The organism is Streptomyces sp. SLBN-118 (assembly GCF_006715635.1).
Lineage (GTDB): Bacteria > Actinomycetota > Actinomycetes > Streptomycetales > Streptomycetaceae > Streptomyces.
The window spans coordinates 345,612-362,827 of sequence record NZ_VFNP01000001.1 but is presented as its reverse complement, the minus strand read 5'-3'; the positions used below and the strand labels follow the sequence as shown (position 1 = coordinate 362,827).

At 69.5% G+C, this 17,216-nt stretch carries 10 protein-coding genes and 1 pseudogene; 6 read left to right on the top strand and 5 right to left on the bottom strand.

What is annotated here, in order from left to right; translation table 11 throughout:
* Positions 1-271: 271 nt before the first annotated feature.
* From FBY35_RS01795 to FBY35_RS01775, 5 genes are all read right to left on the bottom strand, one after another.
* Complete coding sequence (locus FBY35_RS01795; RefSeq protein WP_142212090.1) at positions 272-1,051, bottom strand: thioesterase II family protein; 780 nt, start codon at positions 1,049-1,051, stop codon at positions 272-274.
* Positions 1,052-2,353: 1,302 nt separating this feature from the next.
* Positions 2,354-4,951, bottom strand: coding sequence for a rifamycin-inactivating phosphotransferase (gene rph, locus FBY35_RS01790; RefSeq protein ID WP_142212089.1), 2,598 nt, complete (start codon positions 4,949-4,951; stop codon positions 2,354-2,356).
* A gap of 572 nt (positions 4,952-5,523) precedes the next feature.
* Positions 5,524-5,964 carry a VOC family protein gene (locus FBY35_RS01785; RefSeq protein ID WP_142212088.1) on the bottom strand — a complete coding sequence of 147 codons (441 nt, stop codon included), beginning with the start codon at positions 5,962-5,964 and terminating at the stop codon, positions 5,524-5,526.
* 245 nt (positions 5,965-6,209) lie between these two features.
* A complete protein-coding gene (locus FBY35_RS01780; protein ID WP_260848466.1) occupies positions 6,210-6,593 on the bottom strand; it encodes a MerR family transcriptional regulator in 384 nt (127 codons plus the stop codon).
* 307 nt (positions 6,594-6,900) lie between these two features.
* Positions 6,901-8,145, bottom strand: coding sequence for an ROK family transcriptional regulator (locus tag FBY35_RS01775; RefSeq protein ID WP_142212086.1), 1,245 nt, complete (start codon positions 8,143-8,145; stop codon positions 6,901-6,903).
* Positions 8,146-8,361: 216 nt separating this feature from the next.
* Between FBY35_RS01775 and mmsA the strand changes: the two genes are divergently transcribed.
* From mmsA to FBY35_RS01745, 6 genes and pseudogenes are all read left to right on the top strand, one after another.
* On the top strand, positions 8,362-9,909 hold the full coding sequence (gene mmsA / locus FBY35_RS01770; protein WP_142212085.1) for a multiple monosaccharide ABC transporter ATP-binding protein: 1,548 nt from the start codon (positions 8,362-8,364) through the stop codon (positions 9,907-9,909).
* Positions 9,906-11,195, top strand: coding sequence for a multiple monosaccharide ABC transporter permease (gene mmsB, locus FBY35_RS01765; RefSeq protein ID WP_142212084.1), 1,290 nt, complete (start codon positions 9,906-9,908; stop codon positions 11,193-11,195). Before mmsA ends, mmsB begins: the two co-directional genes overlap by 4 nt.
* Positions 11,196-11,301: 106 nt before the next feature.
* Positions 11,302-12,411 carry a sugar-binding protein gene (locus tag FBY35_RS01760; protein WP_142212083.1) on the top strand — a complete coding sequence of 370 codons (1,110 nt, stop codon included), beginning with the start codon at positions 11,302-11,304 and terminating at the stop codon, positions 12,409-12,411.
* A 438-nt stretch (positions 12,412-12,849) separates the two neighbouring features.
* Positions 12,850-14,343: a hypothetical protein gene (locus FBY35_RS01755; protein WP_142212082.1), complete on the top strand. Its 1,494-nt coding sequence runs from the start codon at positions 12,850-12,852 to the stop codon at positions 14,341-14,343.
* A 107-nt stretch (positions 14,344-14,450) separates the two neighbouring features.
* Positions 14,451-15,754, top strand: a pseudogene (locus tag FBY35_RS01750) (AAA family ATPase).
* A gap of 143 nt (positions 15,755-15,897) precedes the next feature.
* On the top strand, positions 15,898-17,142 hold the full coding sequence (locus FBY35_RS01745) for a DUF2201 family putative metallopeptidase (RefSeq protein ID WP_142212081.1): 1,245 nt from the start codon (positions 15,898-15,900) through the stop codon (positions 17,140-17,142).
* The last annotated feature ends 74 nt before the right edge of the window (positions 17,143-17,216 follow it).

The following is a 17,216-nucleotide window of genomic DNA, read 5'->3' as shown; positions in this document are numbered from 1 at the left end:
GTCGGCGAGCGAGCTGATCTCGCCCCGACACGCAAGCTCTTGCCGCCCGAATCGACCGAGGCGCCGCAGCCCGCCACCCGGAGTCATGGCGCACGAGCACACAAGGCTCACGTGTCGGGGTGTCGTCAATGCTCCGCGTCAGGATGGGACGAGGACGCAGAACTCGCGGTCCTCCGGGTCGGCCAGGCACACGTTCACCGGACGTCGCCCGGGCCGAGGTCGGGGTCGGTGGAGCCGGGGCCCGCAGCCAGCGTGCCAGTTGCCGCAAACGTCAACGTACTGCCGGATCAACCGGCGATGCTTCGCAGCGGAGGCGCGCGGAGACCAGTTGGCGCACCTGAGCCTCCTGCTCGTCCAGATAGAAGTGCCCGCCGGGCAACACACGCAGCTCGAAGCCACCCCGCGTGTGCCTGGCCCAGGCCTCCGCCTCCTCGAGCGTGGTCCAGCGGTCGTTGTCTCCGATGATCGTCAGGATGGGCGTGCGCAGCGCGAGGCCCGGTGGGCAGCGGTACGTCTCGATCGCCCGCAGATCGCTGCGGACGGTCGGGAGGATCATGTCCCTCGCCCGGGGGTCTTGCATCAGACGGCTGTTGGTGGCGCTCAGCTCGGCAATGTGCGTGGTCAGATCGGCGTCGCCAAGCTGGTGTACCAGCACGGCGCGTTGTCGGGAGGGGGCTCGACGAGCCGATGCAACCAGCAGCTCGGGGCCGTCGCCTTCGGCCTCCAGCCGCCGGGCCACCTCGAATGCGAGGGTGGCGCCCATGCTGTGTCCGAACAGCGCGTACCGGCCGTCGCCGACCGCGGCCCGCAGAGCCGGCAGCACCTGTTTGGCCAGCTCCGGGAGGTCCTCGACGCGCGGTTCGGCAAGCCGGTCTTGCCGGCCCGGATACTGGACGGCGAGTATCTCCACGTCCGGGTGGAAGGCCGCTGCCCAGGGGTGGAAGACCACCGCCGAGCCCCCGGCGTGCGGGAAACAGACCAGCCGCACCGAGGCGTTCGGCCGCGGCCGGTAGCGGCGGATCCAGGCGGCGATACTGCGGTCGCGGTGCATGGCGGAACATCCTCCTGCGTGAGGGTGGTGCGCAATGGGATACGGAAACCGCAGCGCGGGCTGGTGGCGGACGCTGCGATCAGGCTACCGCCCAGCGCCGGGACGGCCACGGGCGGCCCTGTTTCTGGCCGTACCGGTATCTCGCTCCACTGCGGTGGGTCGCGAGGGCGGTGTACGGAGGCGTCCCAGGCCACCTTGATGCGAGATCCTGTGCGGCATCGCCGACGAGCCCCGGCGATGCCAGTGCCGCGCGCCCGCGCATAGCGACACGGGAGATGGCGTCCACCACTTCCCGCAGGCGCTCGCTGCGCACCAGGCAGCGGCCGCACGCGCCGCGTCAGGCGTGACTCATGCGCCGAACGCCAGCAGACAGCCGATGACGGTTTCCGGTCTCTCCTCTACCGCAATGGCTGAATCAGGTGCATGCTGTGCGCACCCCGCTCGCCTGTGGCGAGCGGGGGCCAGCCGTCCCTCCCGGCTCCCCACGGGAGGGCCGACTACTGCGTGCCCTGCGCCCACTGCGCCGTGGTGTGGGCAACGAAGGCTTCATAGAGGCGATCGACTCTTGCCAGGGCGATGCCCAGGTCAGTCCATGCCGTGCCCTCCATCTTCCGGTCGGCGGTTGCGCCGAAGAGGGCAGCGGCTCGGGAGAATGCATCAATGGCCTGGTCGAACTGCCCCTGTTCCAGCAGGGCGCGGCCGAGTCTGCCCCGGGCTTCGGCCTCGCCCTGAGGGTCTGCGTAGGCACGGTAGACGGCGGCGGCCTCGAGCCGGCCTGCTTCTTGCAGCGCGGGGCGCGGGTGACGCTGCCGGAGATGAGGCCGGCTGCGGGGCGGGGGGCGAGTTCTCCGATGGCGATCAGACGGGCTGGCAGGGGGGCCAAGGTATGGCGCGAGGTGACCAGAAGCCGGTGCTCGCAGCGAGCGGGAACCAGAGGCATGACCTGCGCGGCGCCGGATGCGTCGTCGGCGACCGGAGGACTGCCCCGTCCCCATCCGCGCGGCGGGCCAGTTCCGACTGGTACAGACGCCCGTTCCTCAAGGGGCGGCGGTAGGTCGTCATTGCGTACACCCAGCGCCCGTAGCAGCGCCCCCAGCGCCTGTTCGGCAGTGACCGGTCCGGCCGGGTCGTAGCTGCGCAGGGGAACGAAGAGCACACAGCCGGGGAACCAGCCGTGGTCCGCCGCTCGGTGGGCGGGGTGCAGGGCGAGCGCGGTCTTGCCGATCCCGGCCGGCCCATGCCACCAAGTTGCTTGGCGTTGTTCGGTCGCAAGCTACGGATTGGGCTTCTCGGTGTGGTCGGTCAAGCAAGGATCTCGACGTACCCGTCGGTTCCGTGCACGCGGAGCCGCTGCCCGTCCCGGATCAGCCGGGTGGCCTGCTCCACGCCCACGACCGCCGGCAACCCGTACTCCCGGGCGATCACCGCGCCATGGGTCATCAGGCCGCCCACCTCCGTCACCAGGCCCGCGATTCCGACGAACAGCGGTGACCAGCTGGGGTCCGTGAACGGCGTGACCAGGATGTCGCCCGCCTCGAGATCGGCCTGCGCCATGTCAAGGACGACGCGGGCCCGTCCCTCGATGGTCCCGGCGGAAACCGGTACGCCGATCAGGGCGCCGGCCGGCACGTCGTCGCGGTGGTACGCCCCGGTGAGGGCCTCACCTTCCGATGTGAGCACCCGGGGCGGAGTGAGGGCGTGGTACGACCGGAACGCGTCCTTGCGCTGCTGGATGAGCCCCTCGTCCACCTGGTTCGAGCGCACGACGTCGTGGAGTTCTTGGAACGTGAGGTGGAAGACGTCCTCCTTCTCAGGAAGCACGCCGGCCAGCACGAGGCGCTCGGCCTCCTCCAGCAGGGCCTGCTTGTAGACGAAGTAGCGGCTGATGATTCCGTACTTCGGGTACTCCCGGTACCCGATGAAGGTTCTGACCCGGTCGATCATCTGCTTGGCCTCGTCGGCTTTCTGGTCCCCGTCCGGCAGGGCCCGCAAGCGTGACAGCACGTCATGTTCCTTCTTCTGCGCCTTCTGGCGCCCTTGCTCGAAGCGCCGCTCGGCGGCGCCCGGCTCGAAGTTCCTGACGTTGTCGAGGATCACGGGCACGAGCGTGGTGGGCCGTTCGCGCCAGCGTGGCCTCGTGATGTCGATCTCGCCGACGCAGCGCATTCCGTACCGGTCGAGGTAGGCCTCGATGGCGTCGCGCGCTTCGGTCCCGCCCGCGAGCTTCGCCATCTCGTCCAGGAAGCCCTCGTCCTCGACGCCTTGCAGGAACGACACGACCTCCGGCTGCGGGCGGATCACGTCCGCGACGTCGAGCAGCGCCAGTCCCATCTCCGAGGTGATGTTGTCGGGGGCTGACAGTGTGAGGGTGTCAGCCGCGTTCTTCTCGCCCAGCCACTCGTGCAGTTTGTCGTTGAGCCACCACGTGGCCTCCATCCCCGCCATGATCGCCTGCATGCTCAGCGGGTCACTGAGGACTCGCTTGTGCTCCTCGAAGGCCCCCAGCAGGAAGTCGAACAACGCCGGTCCGGTCTTCGTCCGGATGTCGTGCTCCAGGGCGTCGATGGACGCCTGGCTGCGCTCGATCAGCTCGGTGACGATGGCCGGATCGGTCTCGATCGGGGCGGACGCTCCGCCGGCCGACGGCCCGCCCGGACCCGTGTCCGGGAGCGACGGGACGAAATCGTCGCGGTCGAGTACGGTCTCCAGAGCGTCCCTGACCAGGGGATCGCCTCTCCCGATGACGTCCAGGAGGCCGGCGCGGCTCGCGGGCGAGGCCAGGCGCCGGGTGACGTCGACGAACAGCCTCCCGCCGGCTTCGTGCATCGGCACCAAGGCCGTCAGCTGCCACATCGAGAACCCCAGGGGCTTCATGGGGTTGGTCATCATCTGCTGGTGACCAACGGAGACGTAGACGTGATTCTCCTGGTCGCCGGTCTCGGGGATGGGAAACAGCGTCGTGATCGGCCGGCTCTGAACGATCTGGAAGTCATCGTCGACCAGGCACCATTCGATGTCCTGCGGGCTGCCGAAACGCGCTTCGATCCGCCGCCCGAGCTGCGCGAGCTGTACGACCTGCTCATCCGTCAGTGTCGGCTGCTCCTGCCGCTGCGAGTCGATCGCCACCTCTTGCGTACCGCCGGCGGGCAGGGCGTGAACGGCACGCTGTTTGGCGGCGATCGCCTTGGCGACGACTTCGCCCTGTCGCACCGTGAAGACGTCCGGGTTCACCAGGCCGGAGACCAGGGCCTCGCCGAGGCCGAAGCCGGCGTCGACGGTGGCGACCTTCCGGTTGCCCGTGACGGGGTCGGCCGTGAACAGGATGCCGGCCGCCTCCGGGAAGACCATCTGCTGCACGACCACGGCCATGTGGACCGTACGGTGGTCGATGCCGTTACGCTGGCGGTAGGTCACGGCCCGCTCGGTGAACAGGGAGGCCCAGCACCGGCTGACGTGCTGGAGGATCGCCGTCGGCCCCACGACGTTCAGGTACGTGTCCTGCTGGCCGGCAAAGGAGGCTGTCGGGAGGTCTTCTGCCGTCGCGCTGGATCGGACGGCGCAGGCGGCTTGCTCGCCGAGCTGGACGAGTGCGCCGGTGATCGCCGCCGCGAGATCGCCCGGGATGGCAATCTCTTCGATGGTCCGGCGAATCTGCGCGCTGAGCGTGCGGATCGCCTCCCGGTCGTCCGGGCTCAAGCGCGACAACTGATCGAGCCGGTCGTCGATCGACGGCGCTTCCGCCATGATCCGCCGGAAGGCGTCCGTCGTCACGCAAAAGCCACCCGGCACGCGGATGCCTTCGATCCGCGACAGCCCGCCCAGGTGCGCTCCCTTGCCGCCAACGACGGCGACCTGCGTCTCGTCAACCTCTTGAAGGTCCAGCACGTACTGTTCGATCATTGCGAGACCTCCGAGGCAGCCGTGCGCCGTTGCACTGCGGTGGCCGATCGAATCACCGGCGCCCCCAACTTTGTCGAACTTCTTGTCGAGCGCGTCCTCAACTCTTCTTGCCTTTCCTCTGACGAGTCGGCCGGCCGCGCCGCCGGGTCGGTCGGCGCGCACCCCGTACCTCCGCGCCGAGCACGCGCAACAACTGCAACTGCGCTGCCGGTTTCACCACCGGTTCGACGTCACCGCGTCCCCCATACGTCGACAACAACACACGCACGTCGTGCCCCCATTTCCGCAGGTTGTGGCATCGGCCAACGATTCTGCGCTGTGGCCCGGGCCTTGCGGCAAGCCCCCCAGCGCGCTATACGTTGAGAGTGGCAAGGAGAGAGTTCTCCTTGCCTTTGCCTTTGCCGTCCAATGGAACTGACAAGCTTCTCGCGAGGCGGTGGCGCGCCGCGTACGGGATCTGGGGACTGATGGCGTGGTGGACCTCATGTCCCTATCGAACAAGGGCAGCCGGAGTACGCCGGAAGCAGGCAACAGAGCATGGAGAGCGGCGAAGTTGCTGACCTGTCCGTCTCTCACCGCAGTTGCTCGGCCAGTCCGACGATGATGCCCTCCGGGCCGCGGATGTAGCAGAGCAGATAGCTGTCCTCGAACCGGGCGATCTCGCCGACGAGTTCGGCGCCGTGAGGGCGCAGGCGGGCAACGGTGTCCTCGATGTCGTCGACGGCGAACATGACGCGGTGCGTGCCAAGAGTGTTGTGCGGCCGGTTGCGCGGCCCGGCGCCGATCACCGCGGGGCTGCGGTACTTCGCCAGCTCGAGCCGGCTGTGACCGTCCGGGGTCCGGACCATCGCGATGTCACAACGGACGCCGTCGAGTCCGGTGCACTGGTCGGCGAAGAGGCCCTCGACCTCCGCCCTGCCCTCCAGCTCCATACCGAGTTCCACGAAGAACGCGATGGCGGCATCCATGTCCTCGACGACGATGCCGACGTTGTCCATCCGCTGAATCGCCATGCTGGTTTCTCCTTCTTCCTCAAGCGGCCGGTGGTGGCCGCTGGTGTCCCTGGGACGGAGTCGGTGGCACGTTCTCGACATCCAAGGGCCGCCGAACTCCAAGAATTCTGGATCGCGCCTCAGACCGCTACAGCAGACCCGCCAGCCAGGCGCCACCACCGAGGGTGAGTGCGGCGCAGGTGGCCGCTCCATGAAGACGATCAGCCGCAGCGGGGCGTCCCCGCTTTTCTTGCCGGCGCCGGCACCTATGACGGGCCGGCGATCCGGCCGTTTGCCTGGTGAATGGAGAGCACAGCACTCAGTGCGGCGGCACCGTCGAGGAGGGCTTTGGACCGAGCAGTGATGCTGGCGTCCCTGGCAGCAAGCGCCGAGGCGACATCCTCCGATCGGCGGGTGCGCCGCAGCTCCGGCATGAGGGCCCGAAGGGACGTGATGCGGTATCCGGCCTTGCGCAGCTGATGCACGATCCGCGCATCCCGCACCTGAGTCGGTGTGTATCGCCGCGTTCCACGCACGGGGTCGCGGTCCGGGATGACGAGAGCCTGCGCATGCCAGTGCCGCAACGTCGAAGGGCGCACACCCAGGGCGATGGCGAGTTCGGAGACGCTCATCGAGTCCGACACGCGCACGTCTTCGATGGGCTCGCTGGAGATGGCATGGGCGGCCTCCCTGGCCTGCCTCAGTTCGGCGCGCTCTGCATCGAGCCGGGCGTGCGCCGCGTCGAGAAGGGCAAGCGCCTGCGAGGATGGTCATCAGTAGTACCTTTTGGCCCTGCAGTGCCAGGGCAAGCCCGCGATCCGCGAGCCGACGTTGCGCCGCGAGATGACCTCGGCGCTCGGACCGCAGGGGCCGCGCCTCGAAAACCGCCGACACCGGGGAGCGGCGCGGTCGTTCGTGCGGGGCTCTGGCACCGCGGGGCTGCGCCCCGGATTGCGTTCAATGAGCGAGAAGAGCGGACAGCTGCGGCGAGTACGTCGAGTGCAGTACGAGCGCGGCAGCGCCCACCACGGCGGCGTCCGTACCGAGGGGCGACGCCTTGACCTCGACGACCCGGATGCTGCGGGACAGTGGTCGGGTTGCCAGCGCCGAGGCGACGACGTCGACGTAGCGCGACTCCACGTGCTGGATGCCGTGACCGCCGAGAACGATGAGATCCACGTCGATGAAGTTGGCGATGCTGACAGCGACCGAGGCGACGCGTTCCGCGGCCTCGTCGATGACGGCGGCGGCGACGGGGTCGTCGGCAGCGGCGGCGAGCCGGATCGCGGGATGGTCGACCGACGCCGGATTCCGGTCGAAGGCTTGCGACAGCTCACTGTCGTCTCGGGGCCGGTCGGCGAGTCGGCGATGCACCTCGGCCACGATCGCCGAGGGATTGACCAGCCGCTCCAGGCAGCCCCGGTTGCCGCAGTAGCATTCCGGCCCTTCGGGCAGCACCGACGAGTGGCCGAACTCTCCGGCGTTAAGCGAACCGCCCCTGTAGACCTGGTGGTTGAGGATCAGGCCACCGCCGATGCCGGTGCCGAAGAAGAAGTACGCGAAGTTCGCCACGCCCTTGCCTGCGCCGGACCAGCGTTCGCCGACCGCGGCGGCGGTGGCGTCGTTGTCCATTGTCACCGGCAGTCCGGTGGCATCGCTCAGCAGCTTTTGCATGGGCACCCGGGTCCAGTGCGCGAGTTGGGGCGGGGTGACGATCATGCCGAGCTCCTGGTCGATGGGTCCCGGGGTGGCGAGTCCCAGACCGAGCACCTTGTCGCGCGGGACGTCCGCTTCGCCCAGCACCTCGGCGACCAGCTCGGCCATGGCCGTCACCGCTTGGGACGGGTCGATGCCGGGCGGAGTGGGGCGCTTCTTGACGACCAGAGGCTGTCCGCGCAGGTCGACAACGGAGCAGGTCAGTTCGATCGGGTCGAAGTGCAGTCCGACGGCGCTGCCCGCCTCCGCGTTGAGCCGCAGCGTGGTGCGGGGCTTTCCACCGCTGGCGACCCGGCTGGCCCCGTCCTCCCGGACGATGCCCTCGTCCAGCAGGCGGCGCACGATGCCGGAGACCGTCTGCGGGGTGAGGCCGGTCTGCTGGGCGATCTCCACCCGGCTGATGCCGTCGACCAGCTGGATCTGGTCCAGGACCACCGCCCGGTTGTACCGGCCCACTTTGGGGAGGTTCGTTCCTGCCTGCTGCACGTCCCGGTCCTCTCTGATTGACCCCGGGCAAACATATCCTCAGGCCCTTGACTTAGTAAAACAAATGGATTTAGTGTCCCCGCACGCAGTCGTAACCCCCGGAAACGAGGCACCCCGCAGTGCCATCGGAGGCAAGCTGATGTCCACGAAACCCCGCACCGCCGAAGGCTCGGACCCGAGCGCTCGGCGCGGCCTGAGCAGTGCGGAGTCCTGCCCATGAGCCAGGCGCCGACCCTGCTGGAGATGCGGTCGATCACCAAGACCTTCCCCGGCGTCAAAGCGCTCGCCGATGTCAACCTGGCCGTCCGAGACGGCGAGATCCACGCGATCTGCGGGGAGAACGGTGCCGGCAAGTCCACCCTCATGAAGGTGCTGAGCGGCGTTCACCCGCACGGCAGCTACTCGGGCGAGATCGTCTACCACGGCGAGCAGATGCGGTTCCATGACATCCGGGCCAGTGAACAAGCCGGGATCGTCATCATCCACCAGGAGCTGGCGCTGGTACCGGGCATATCGATCACCGAGAACATCTTCCTCGGCAACGAACCCCGCAGGCGGGGCGGGATCGACTGGAAGGCCGCCCGGCGCAGGGCGCTGGAACTGATGGAACAGGTCGGGCTCCGGGAGGATCCCGACACGCTCATCAAAGACATCGGTGTCGGCAAGCAGCAACTCGTGGAGATCGCCAAGGCGTTCGCGAAGGACGTGAAGCTGCTCATCCTCGACGAGCCGACCGCGGCCCTGAACGAGAACGACTCCCAGCACCTGCTCGACCTGCTGCGCGGCTTCCGGGAGCGGGGCATCACCTCGATCATCATCTCGCACAAGCTGGGCGAGATCGAGGCGATCGCCGACAGCATCACGATCCTGCGCGACGGCCGCACCATCGAGACCCTCGACGTCAAGGCGGACGGCGTCAACGAGGACCGCATCGTGCGCGGCATGGTCGGCCGCGAGCTCAGCAGTCGGTTCCCCGACCACACGCCCGACATCGGGGAGGTCTTCTTCGAGGTCCGTGACTGGACGGTGCGCCACCCCAGTTCCGACGAACGGCTCGTGTGCAAGGGGTCGACCTTCCATGTCCGACGCGGCGAGATCGTCGGTTTCGCCGGCCTCATGGGGGCCGGACGCACCGAACTCGCGATGAGCCTGTTCGGGCGCTCCTACGGTACCTACCTGTCCGGCCGGGTCTTCAAGGACGGCGAGGAGATCCAGCTGAAGTCGGTGACGGACGCCATCCGCCACGGCCTCGCCTACGTCAGCGAGGACCGCAAGTCCATCGGCCTCAACCTGCTGGACGACATCAAGACCTCGATGGTGGCCGCCAAACTGTCGAAGATCGCCAAACGCGGTGTCATCGATCCGGTGCGTGAGTACCGCATCGCCGAGGAATACCGCACGAGCTTGAGGATCAAGACGCCCAGCGTCGACGAGGGCGTGGTCAAGCTCTCCGGCGGCAACCAGCAGAAGGTCGTGCTGGCGAAGTGGATGTTCACCGACCCCGACCTGCTGATCCTCGACGAGCCGACCCGCGGCATCGACGTCGGTGCGAAGTACGAGATCTACGGGATCATCCAGCGGCTCGTGAGCCAGGGGAAGGGCGTCATCGTCATCTCCTCGGAGCTGCCCGAACTCATCGGACTGTGCGACCGCATCTACACGGCGTTCGAAGGCACCATCACCGGCGAGGTCCCGCGCCGCGACGCCGACCCCGAAGTGCTGATGAAGCAGATGACCGCGATGAAGAAGAGCCCGACCTCATGAGCCGAATCAAAGACCTGCAGAAGAACCTCTTCGGAGGCGCGACCTCCAACGCCCGCCAGTTCGGCATGATCTTCACCCTCGTGGCGATCGTCCTGCTGTTCCAGATCTGGACCGGGGGGCTGACCCTCACCTCCGGCAACCTCATCGCGGTCGTCAGCCAGTACTCCTACATCCTGATTCTCGCCATCGGCATGCTGGTGGTGATCGTCGCCGGGCACATCGATCTCTCGGTCGGCTCGGTCGCGGCGTTCACCGGCATCGTGGTCGCCAAGGCCATGGAGGAGTACTCGCTCCCGTGGCCCCTCGGCATCGCCCTCGGCCTCCTCGTCGGCGCATTGATCGGCGCCTGGCAGGGCTTCTGGGTCGCCTACGTCGGAGTGCCCGCGTTCATCGTCACCCTGGCCGGGATGATGCTGTTCCGCGGCGGCAACCAGTACATCGGCAACGCCGACACAGTGCCCGTCCCCGAGCACTTCCGCGAGATCGGAGCGGGCTTCCTGCCCGAGGTCGGGCCGAACACCGGATACAACAACCTGACCCTGCTGCTCGGACTGGCGGCCTGCGCCGGCATGGTGTGGCGCGAGTGGAAGGCGCGGCAGACCCGCCGCGAGATGAACGCCGACGTGGCTCCCCTGTGGATCACGGGGATCCGCCTCGCGGTGATGCTGGGGGTCATCGTCTTCGCAACGCTGCGCTTCGCGGGCGGCCGTATCGGCACCAGCCTGCCGATCTCCGGCATCATCCTCATCGTCCTGGTGCTCGCGTACTCGTACTACACCCGCAACACCATCGGCGGGCGCCACATCTACGCCGTCGGCGGCAACACCCGCGCGGCCGAGCTGTCCGGTGTGAAGCTGAGGCGGGTCAACTTCGTCGTCATGATGAACATGTCCGTACTGGCCGCCCTGGCCGGCATGATCTTCGTGGCGCGGTCCGCGGCATCCGGCCCGCAGGACGGCCTGAGCTGGGAGCTCGACGCCATCGCGGCCGTCTTCATCGGTGGCGCGGCCGTCTCCGGCGGGCTCGGCACCATCAGCGGCTCGATCGTCGGGGGCCTGGTCATGGCGCTGCTCAACAACGGCCTTCAACTGGAGGGCGTCGGCTCCGACATGGTCCAGATCATCAAGGGTCTGGTCCTCCTCTTCGCCGTCGCGTTCGACGTCTACAACAAGCGCCAGGGCCGCTTCTCGATCATCGGGTCGCTCATGCGCCCCTTCCGTCGGGAAGAACCGGTCGGCCCGGCGGGCCCGGCTCCCGACCCCGACAAGACGCTGGTCGCAGGCTGACCGCACCACCCACTCGCCGGCCGAGCCGTCAGGCCCCGCCCACACCGCCAATACCCGCAGCACACCACTCCCGGCAACAGCATCCGCACGAAGGGCTCAACTCACCATGCGCAGAATCATCACCAGAGGCATCGCCGCGGTCGGCGCCGTCGCACTGCTCACCGTGGGCACGGCGTGCTCCAACGAACGCGAAGGCTCCACCGGCACCGGCAGCACCGACGCCAAGGGCTTCGGGCAGGACTCCCTCGTCGGTGTCGCGCTGCCGGCGAAGACCTCGGAGAACTGGGTGCTCGCCGGTGACCTGTTCACCAACGGCCTGAAGGAGGCGGGTTTCAAGGCCGACGTGCAGTACGCGGGTGCCTCGACCACCGTCGCGGACCAGCAGTCGCAGATCTCCGCCATGGTCACCAAGGGCGCCAAGGTGATCGTCGTCGGCGCTACCGACGCCTCGCAGCTCGCCACCCAGGTGGCACAAGCCAAGCAGGCCGGTGCGACGGTCATCGCCTACGACCGCCTCATCACCAACACGGCCGACGTCGACTACTACATCGCCTTCGACAACTTCAAGGTCGGCCAGCTGCAGGGGCAGGCCCTCCTCGACGGTATGAAGGCCAAGAAGCCGAAGGGCCCGTGGACGATCGAGTTGTTCTCCGGCTCGCCGGACGACAACAACTCGAAGGTCTTCTTCGACGGCGCGATGGCTGTCCTCAAGCCTTTGATCGACAAGGGTGACATCGTTGTCGGGTCCGGTCAGACGAACATCAAGCAGACCGCGATCCAGGGCTGGAAGGCCGAAAACGCCCAGCAGCGCATGGACTCGCTCTTGACCTCGACCTACAACGGGGCCAAGAAGCTCGACGGCGTCCTTTCACCGAACGACACCCTCGCCCGCGCGATCCTCACCTCCGTGAAGGGCGCCGGCAAGCCGGTCCCGGTCGTCACCGGTCAGGACTCCGAGGCCGAGTCGGTGAAGTCGATCATGGCTGGCGAGCAGTACTCCACCATCAACAAGGACACCCGCAAGCTCGTCGCCGAGACCATCAACATGGTCAAGTCCCTGCAGAAGGGCGACAAGCCGCAGATCAACGACACCAAGTCCTACAACAACGGCTCCAAGGTCGTCCCGGCCTACCTCCTCCCGCCGGTCATCGTGACCAAGGAGAACGCGGCCGAGTCCTACGCCAACGACCCCAAGCTGTCCCCGCTCACCAAGTAGCCCACCGACCCTCAACGTCGCGCGCCCCGGCGGGTTGTCCCGGGGCGCGCGACGGCACGGGACGGCAACCGGTCAGACCGTAGAAAACGTTGTTGACCTCGGGCGCGGTGACGCCTGTCCGCACAAGTACCGAGACAAGGAATGGATCCGCTCGTGTACGGAGCACTCGACATCGGTGGGACCAAGATGACCGCTCGACTGTGTTGCGCTGCTTTGTATGCCTGGCGGTCGAAGAGCATGGCTGCCGTCCCGGCTTCCCCACGCAGCCGGTGACTTCACTGGTCCACCGGGGCCCGGGATCACCGCCCGGATGCCACGCTTGCGCAGGTGTTCTCGGATAGGGCGGGACAGATCGTCATCGCCATGGGTTACGATGCCGGAGATGAAGAACTTCTCCTCGTACGGATTGGGGGAATCGTTCGCACAAGGTGAGTGCTGATGGCACATCACTTCGCGAACGACATTCCGGCCCACCTGTTGATGTGGCAGCGCGTGCGCGAGTACGCCGTGCCACCGTCCATGATCGAGACCGCGACCGCACGGCGTGCGGTCGGCGACTGGGCGGGGGCCTGCGCCGCCGCCCGGATCGACGTTGATCTCGACCTGCGCGCCGTGCGCGACCGCCACGGCACCGATCTCGTCACCCACCTCCGTGCAGATCTGCGTCGGCTGGCGCCGGATCTGCTCCGCTGGCACATGCCTCGTATCGCCCCCGACGGGCGGCTCCGGCCCGGCCTCACCATCCCTCTGGCCCGCTACCGGAGTTCCGGCGCCACGCCGCTTCAGCTGGTGGTGCGGACACCGCCGGCCTGGGCGGACGCCGGACAGCGAATGTCCCTGGCCCTGTGGGAGGTGCCCGGGGACAGCGCCCCCGGGCACTACCCGCACCCGCATCCCGACCGGCGTTTCCGGCTCGACCTGCACCGGCATCTCTGGGACTCCGGGCGGAGCGGCGAACTGGCGCGACGGTGCGGTGCGGGCGGGCCGTCGTCCATGGCGCCTCCCGACCGGCCCGGCGCACTCAGCCGGCCAGTCCTGCCAGATCGGCCCGATCGGCGCACCGTCCACGATTCCCCGTGGGCGCAGGCACGTTGGGCAGCCGAGGCAGAGTTGCTGTTGCTGGCCGAGGGGCGCCCTCGCGGGGCCTTCACCGTGCGGCTCGGTACGCGAAGCCGCGCGGTGCTCGAACTCGTGGCCCCCGACGACAGCCATGCCCCGACGTTCCGGCCGCTTGGGGAGGCGCTGCCGCCGCAGGAGGTCGCCGCGCTTCCGGTGCTACCGGAGGCGGCGGCACGGGTCCTTCCGGATCTGGAGCTGCTGCGGGCCGGGCTGGTCACGGCCGAACGGCTGCATCCGCTCGTCGCCGTAGCGCTGGCGGCGTCCACCTCTGCACCGGTGGCCGACCGCGCCCCCGAGCCCGGCGATCCGCACCGGGTTGAGTGCCGGGGCGAGGTCCACCGGATCGCGCTGCGGGGCGGGGTGCTGACAGCGATCGATCACGATTCGGCCCAACTGCGCCGGGAGGGGCTGCTGGTGGCGCTTGGCGGTCCGGCACTGCCCTGCCTGCGGGCGATCGACGCGGTGCACCGCACCCCGGAGGCACTGCCTGCGGTCCGGGAGAGGCTCGGCCACGGTGACGTCGCCGGGGCACTGGCCGTGGTCGTGGGACTGCTCGGTCCCGGTGCGGTCCTGCGCGACGGGCCGCTCCGGGAGGAACTGGAGTCGGCCGCGGCCCGCCGCATCTACCACGGGCTCTTCCGCTCGGGGCTGGTCGCCGTGCACCCCGGTGCCGGTGCGGTACGGGGCAGGAACGCCCCGGGCATCAGTCACGCGGAAGCGGGCCACCGTGCCCGGCTCGACCGCCGTACCCCTCTCGCAATGCGCCGCAAGCGGAGCGGTCGGGCCCGGCCCCGCACCGGCCTGACCTGCTGACCAGCTGCCCCCACCGAAGTCCCCTTCCCGCCCTGCGCATTCCGCGCCGCTCCCACGTCATCCGGGACGGGCCGTCCCGTTCCCTTATCCCACCCCAGGTGATGCCCATGACCTCAAGCACCCTCCCGTCCGCCCTGATCCCGGCCGCAGGCACGCCCGCACCCACCCTTGCCGGCGCATCCGGAACCGGTAGCCACCTCGCCCTGGCCGACGACCTCCTGACCCTCCTACGAACGACCACCATCGAGCCGCGCCCCGACGAGCAGCTTGAAGCGCTCACCCTGGCGGTCGCGGCCGACCTGCCCGTGCTGCTCTGGGGCGAGCCGGGCATCGGCAAGACCGCGGCCCTGACGCATCTCGCCACCTCCCTGGACCTGCCGCTGACGACCGTTATCGCCAGCGTCCACGAGCCGTCCGACTTCTCCGGGCTGCCCATCGTGGGCGACGACCCGGCGGTCCAGGGGGTGCCGATGGCGCCGCCGCAGTGGGCGGTGGAGCTCGTGCAGGCCGGCCGGGGGCTGCTCTTCCTGGACGAGCTCTCCACCGCCACCCCGGCTGTCCAGGCCGCACTGCTCCGGGTCGTCCTGGAGCGGAGGGTCGGTGCGCTGCAACTGCCCCCGGGAGTACGGATCGTGGCCGCCGCCAATCCGCGCGCGTCGGCGGCGGACGGGTGGGAGCTGAGCCCGCCGCTGGCCAACCGCTTCGTGCATCTGTACTGGGTGCACGACCGGGAGGTGGTGGTGCGCGGGCTGGGCGGGGTCTGGCCCCGGGCGGAGCTGCCCCACCTGGTGCCGGAACGGCTGCCGGAGGCGGTTGCTTTCGCCCGGCGCGCGGTCTGCGGCTTCCTGGAAGCCCGGCCGACGCTGATCCACCGGCTGTCAGGCACCGAGACGCAGCGCGGCGGTGCCTGGCCCTCGCCCCGGAGCTGGGAGGCTGCGTTGACCCTGCTGGCCTTCGGCACGGCGGCCTCCGTCTCCCGGGAGGTGCTGGCGCTGCTGGTGCGGGGCGCGGTGGGGGACGGGCCGGGGCTCGAACTCCTCGCCCATCTGGACCGGATGGACCTGCCGGATCCGGAGTCGCTGCTGGCCGATCCGGCCTGCGCCGAGCTGCCGGTGCGGGGCGATCTGCGTCAGGCGGCGCTGGAAGCGGTGGTTGCCGCCGTCGGGACGCAGCCAGAGCGGGAGCGGTGGGAGGCGGGCTGGGCGGTGCTGGTCCGGGCGCTGGAGACCGGCGCCCCGGACCTGCTCGTCGCCCCGGCGACGGCGCTCGCCGCGCTGCGGCGCGAGGACTGGGAGGTTCCGGAGGCGGTGGAGCGGCTGACCGGGGTGGTCGGTCTCGCCCGGCGGGCGGACCGGTCGGTGGGCGGGCCGTGGCGGCCGACGGCGGGCGTGCGACGGGGGCGCGCCGATGACGGGGGACGCGAAGCGACTGGGGCCGCACCCGCTGCCGCGCCCGATGTCCCGACCCGCGCCGCCGCGCCCGCTGCGGCCCACCGTGTCGAGGCCGTTGGCCGGCTCCGGCGGGCCGGTCGGCCGGCCAGGACTCCCGCTGGACATGGAGAAGTTGCTGGCCGCCCGGCTGCACGCGGTGAAGGTCCGTCCCTACCTGGCCAGCGCGCTCTTCGCGCTGCACGTGGTGGAGGACTGGTCGGTGCCGACGATGGCGGTGGACGCGCACTGGCGCTGCTATGTCTCACCCGGCTTCGTGGCGCGCACCCCGGTGGAGGAGCTGGCGGGCGTCTGGGTGCATGAGGTCTCCCATCTGCTCCGGGACCACCACGGGCGGGGCGAGCGGTATGCGCGGGAGCACGAGGAGCACGGGCCGGGTGAGCGAAGCGAGATGGGGGTCCCCCCGGCCGAAGGCTGGGGGAGGCTGCGGCGGAACATCGCCGCCGACTTCGAAATCAACGACGACATCTACGGTGACGGTCTGCCCCTGCCTGCCGGGGCGGTGCTGCCGTCGCTGTTGCGGCTGCCCGACGGACTGCTGATGGAGGATTACCTGCGGACGGCCTCGATGTCCGGGCTCGCCGCGGACCTGGCCTGGCTGGACTGCGGCAGCGGTGCCGACGGGCAGGACCGGCCGTGGGAGCTGGGGCCCGACGGGGCACACGGGCTAAGCAGGCAGCAGCGGGACGCGGTCCGCTTCAGGGTCGCAGAGGGGATCAAGGGCCGACCCGGCGACGCGCCGGAGGGGTGGCGCCGATGGGCGGACGAGGCGTTCCATCCGCCGCAGCCGTGGCGACAGTTGCTGGGGGCGGCGGTCCGCTCGGCGACGGGTGCGCCGGGGGTGGGCGAGGATTTCAGCTACCGGCGTCCCTCCCGGCGCTCGGCCGGTGTCCCCGGGGTACTCCTGCCGAGCCTGCGCCGTACGCCGCCCCGGGTCTGTGTCGTGGTCGACACGTCCGGGTCGGTGAGCGACGCCGAGCTGGGCAGCGCGCTGCTGGAGGTGGCGGCGATCTCACGGGCGGTGGGCGGGCGGCGCGACCTGGTCTCGGTGATCTCCTGCGACGCGGCGGCCGGGGTCGCCGTCCCGCTCTGCCGCGCCGAGAACATCGAGCTGATCGGCGGCGGGGGAACGGATCTGCGCTCCGGTTTTGCCCGGGCGCTCCGCTCTCGGCCATGCCCGGACGTGATCGTCGCCCTGACAGACGGTCAGACGCCGTGGCCCTCCACGCAGCCGCCCTGCCGCACCGTCGTCGGTCTTTTCCCCCGTCCCGCCCGCGCCGTGGTCGAGGAGAACCCCGACTACGTCCCGGACACCCCGCCGCCCTGGGCGCGCGTCGTCACCATCAGCTGACAAAGCACAGTGGCGCGGCGTCGCCCCCCGTTACCAGCGGGCCGCGATCATCTGCCTGGCCGGTCTCACGAGCG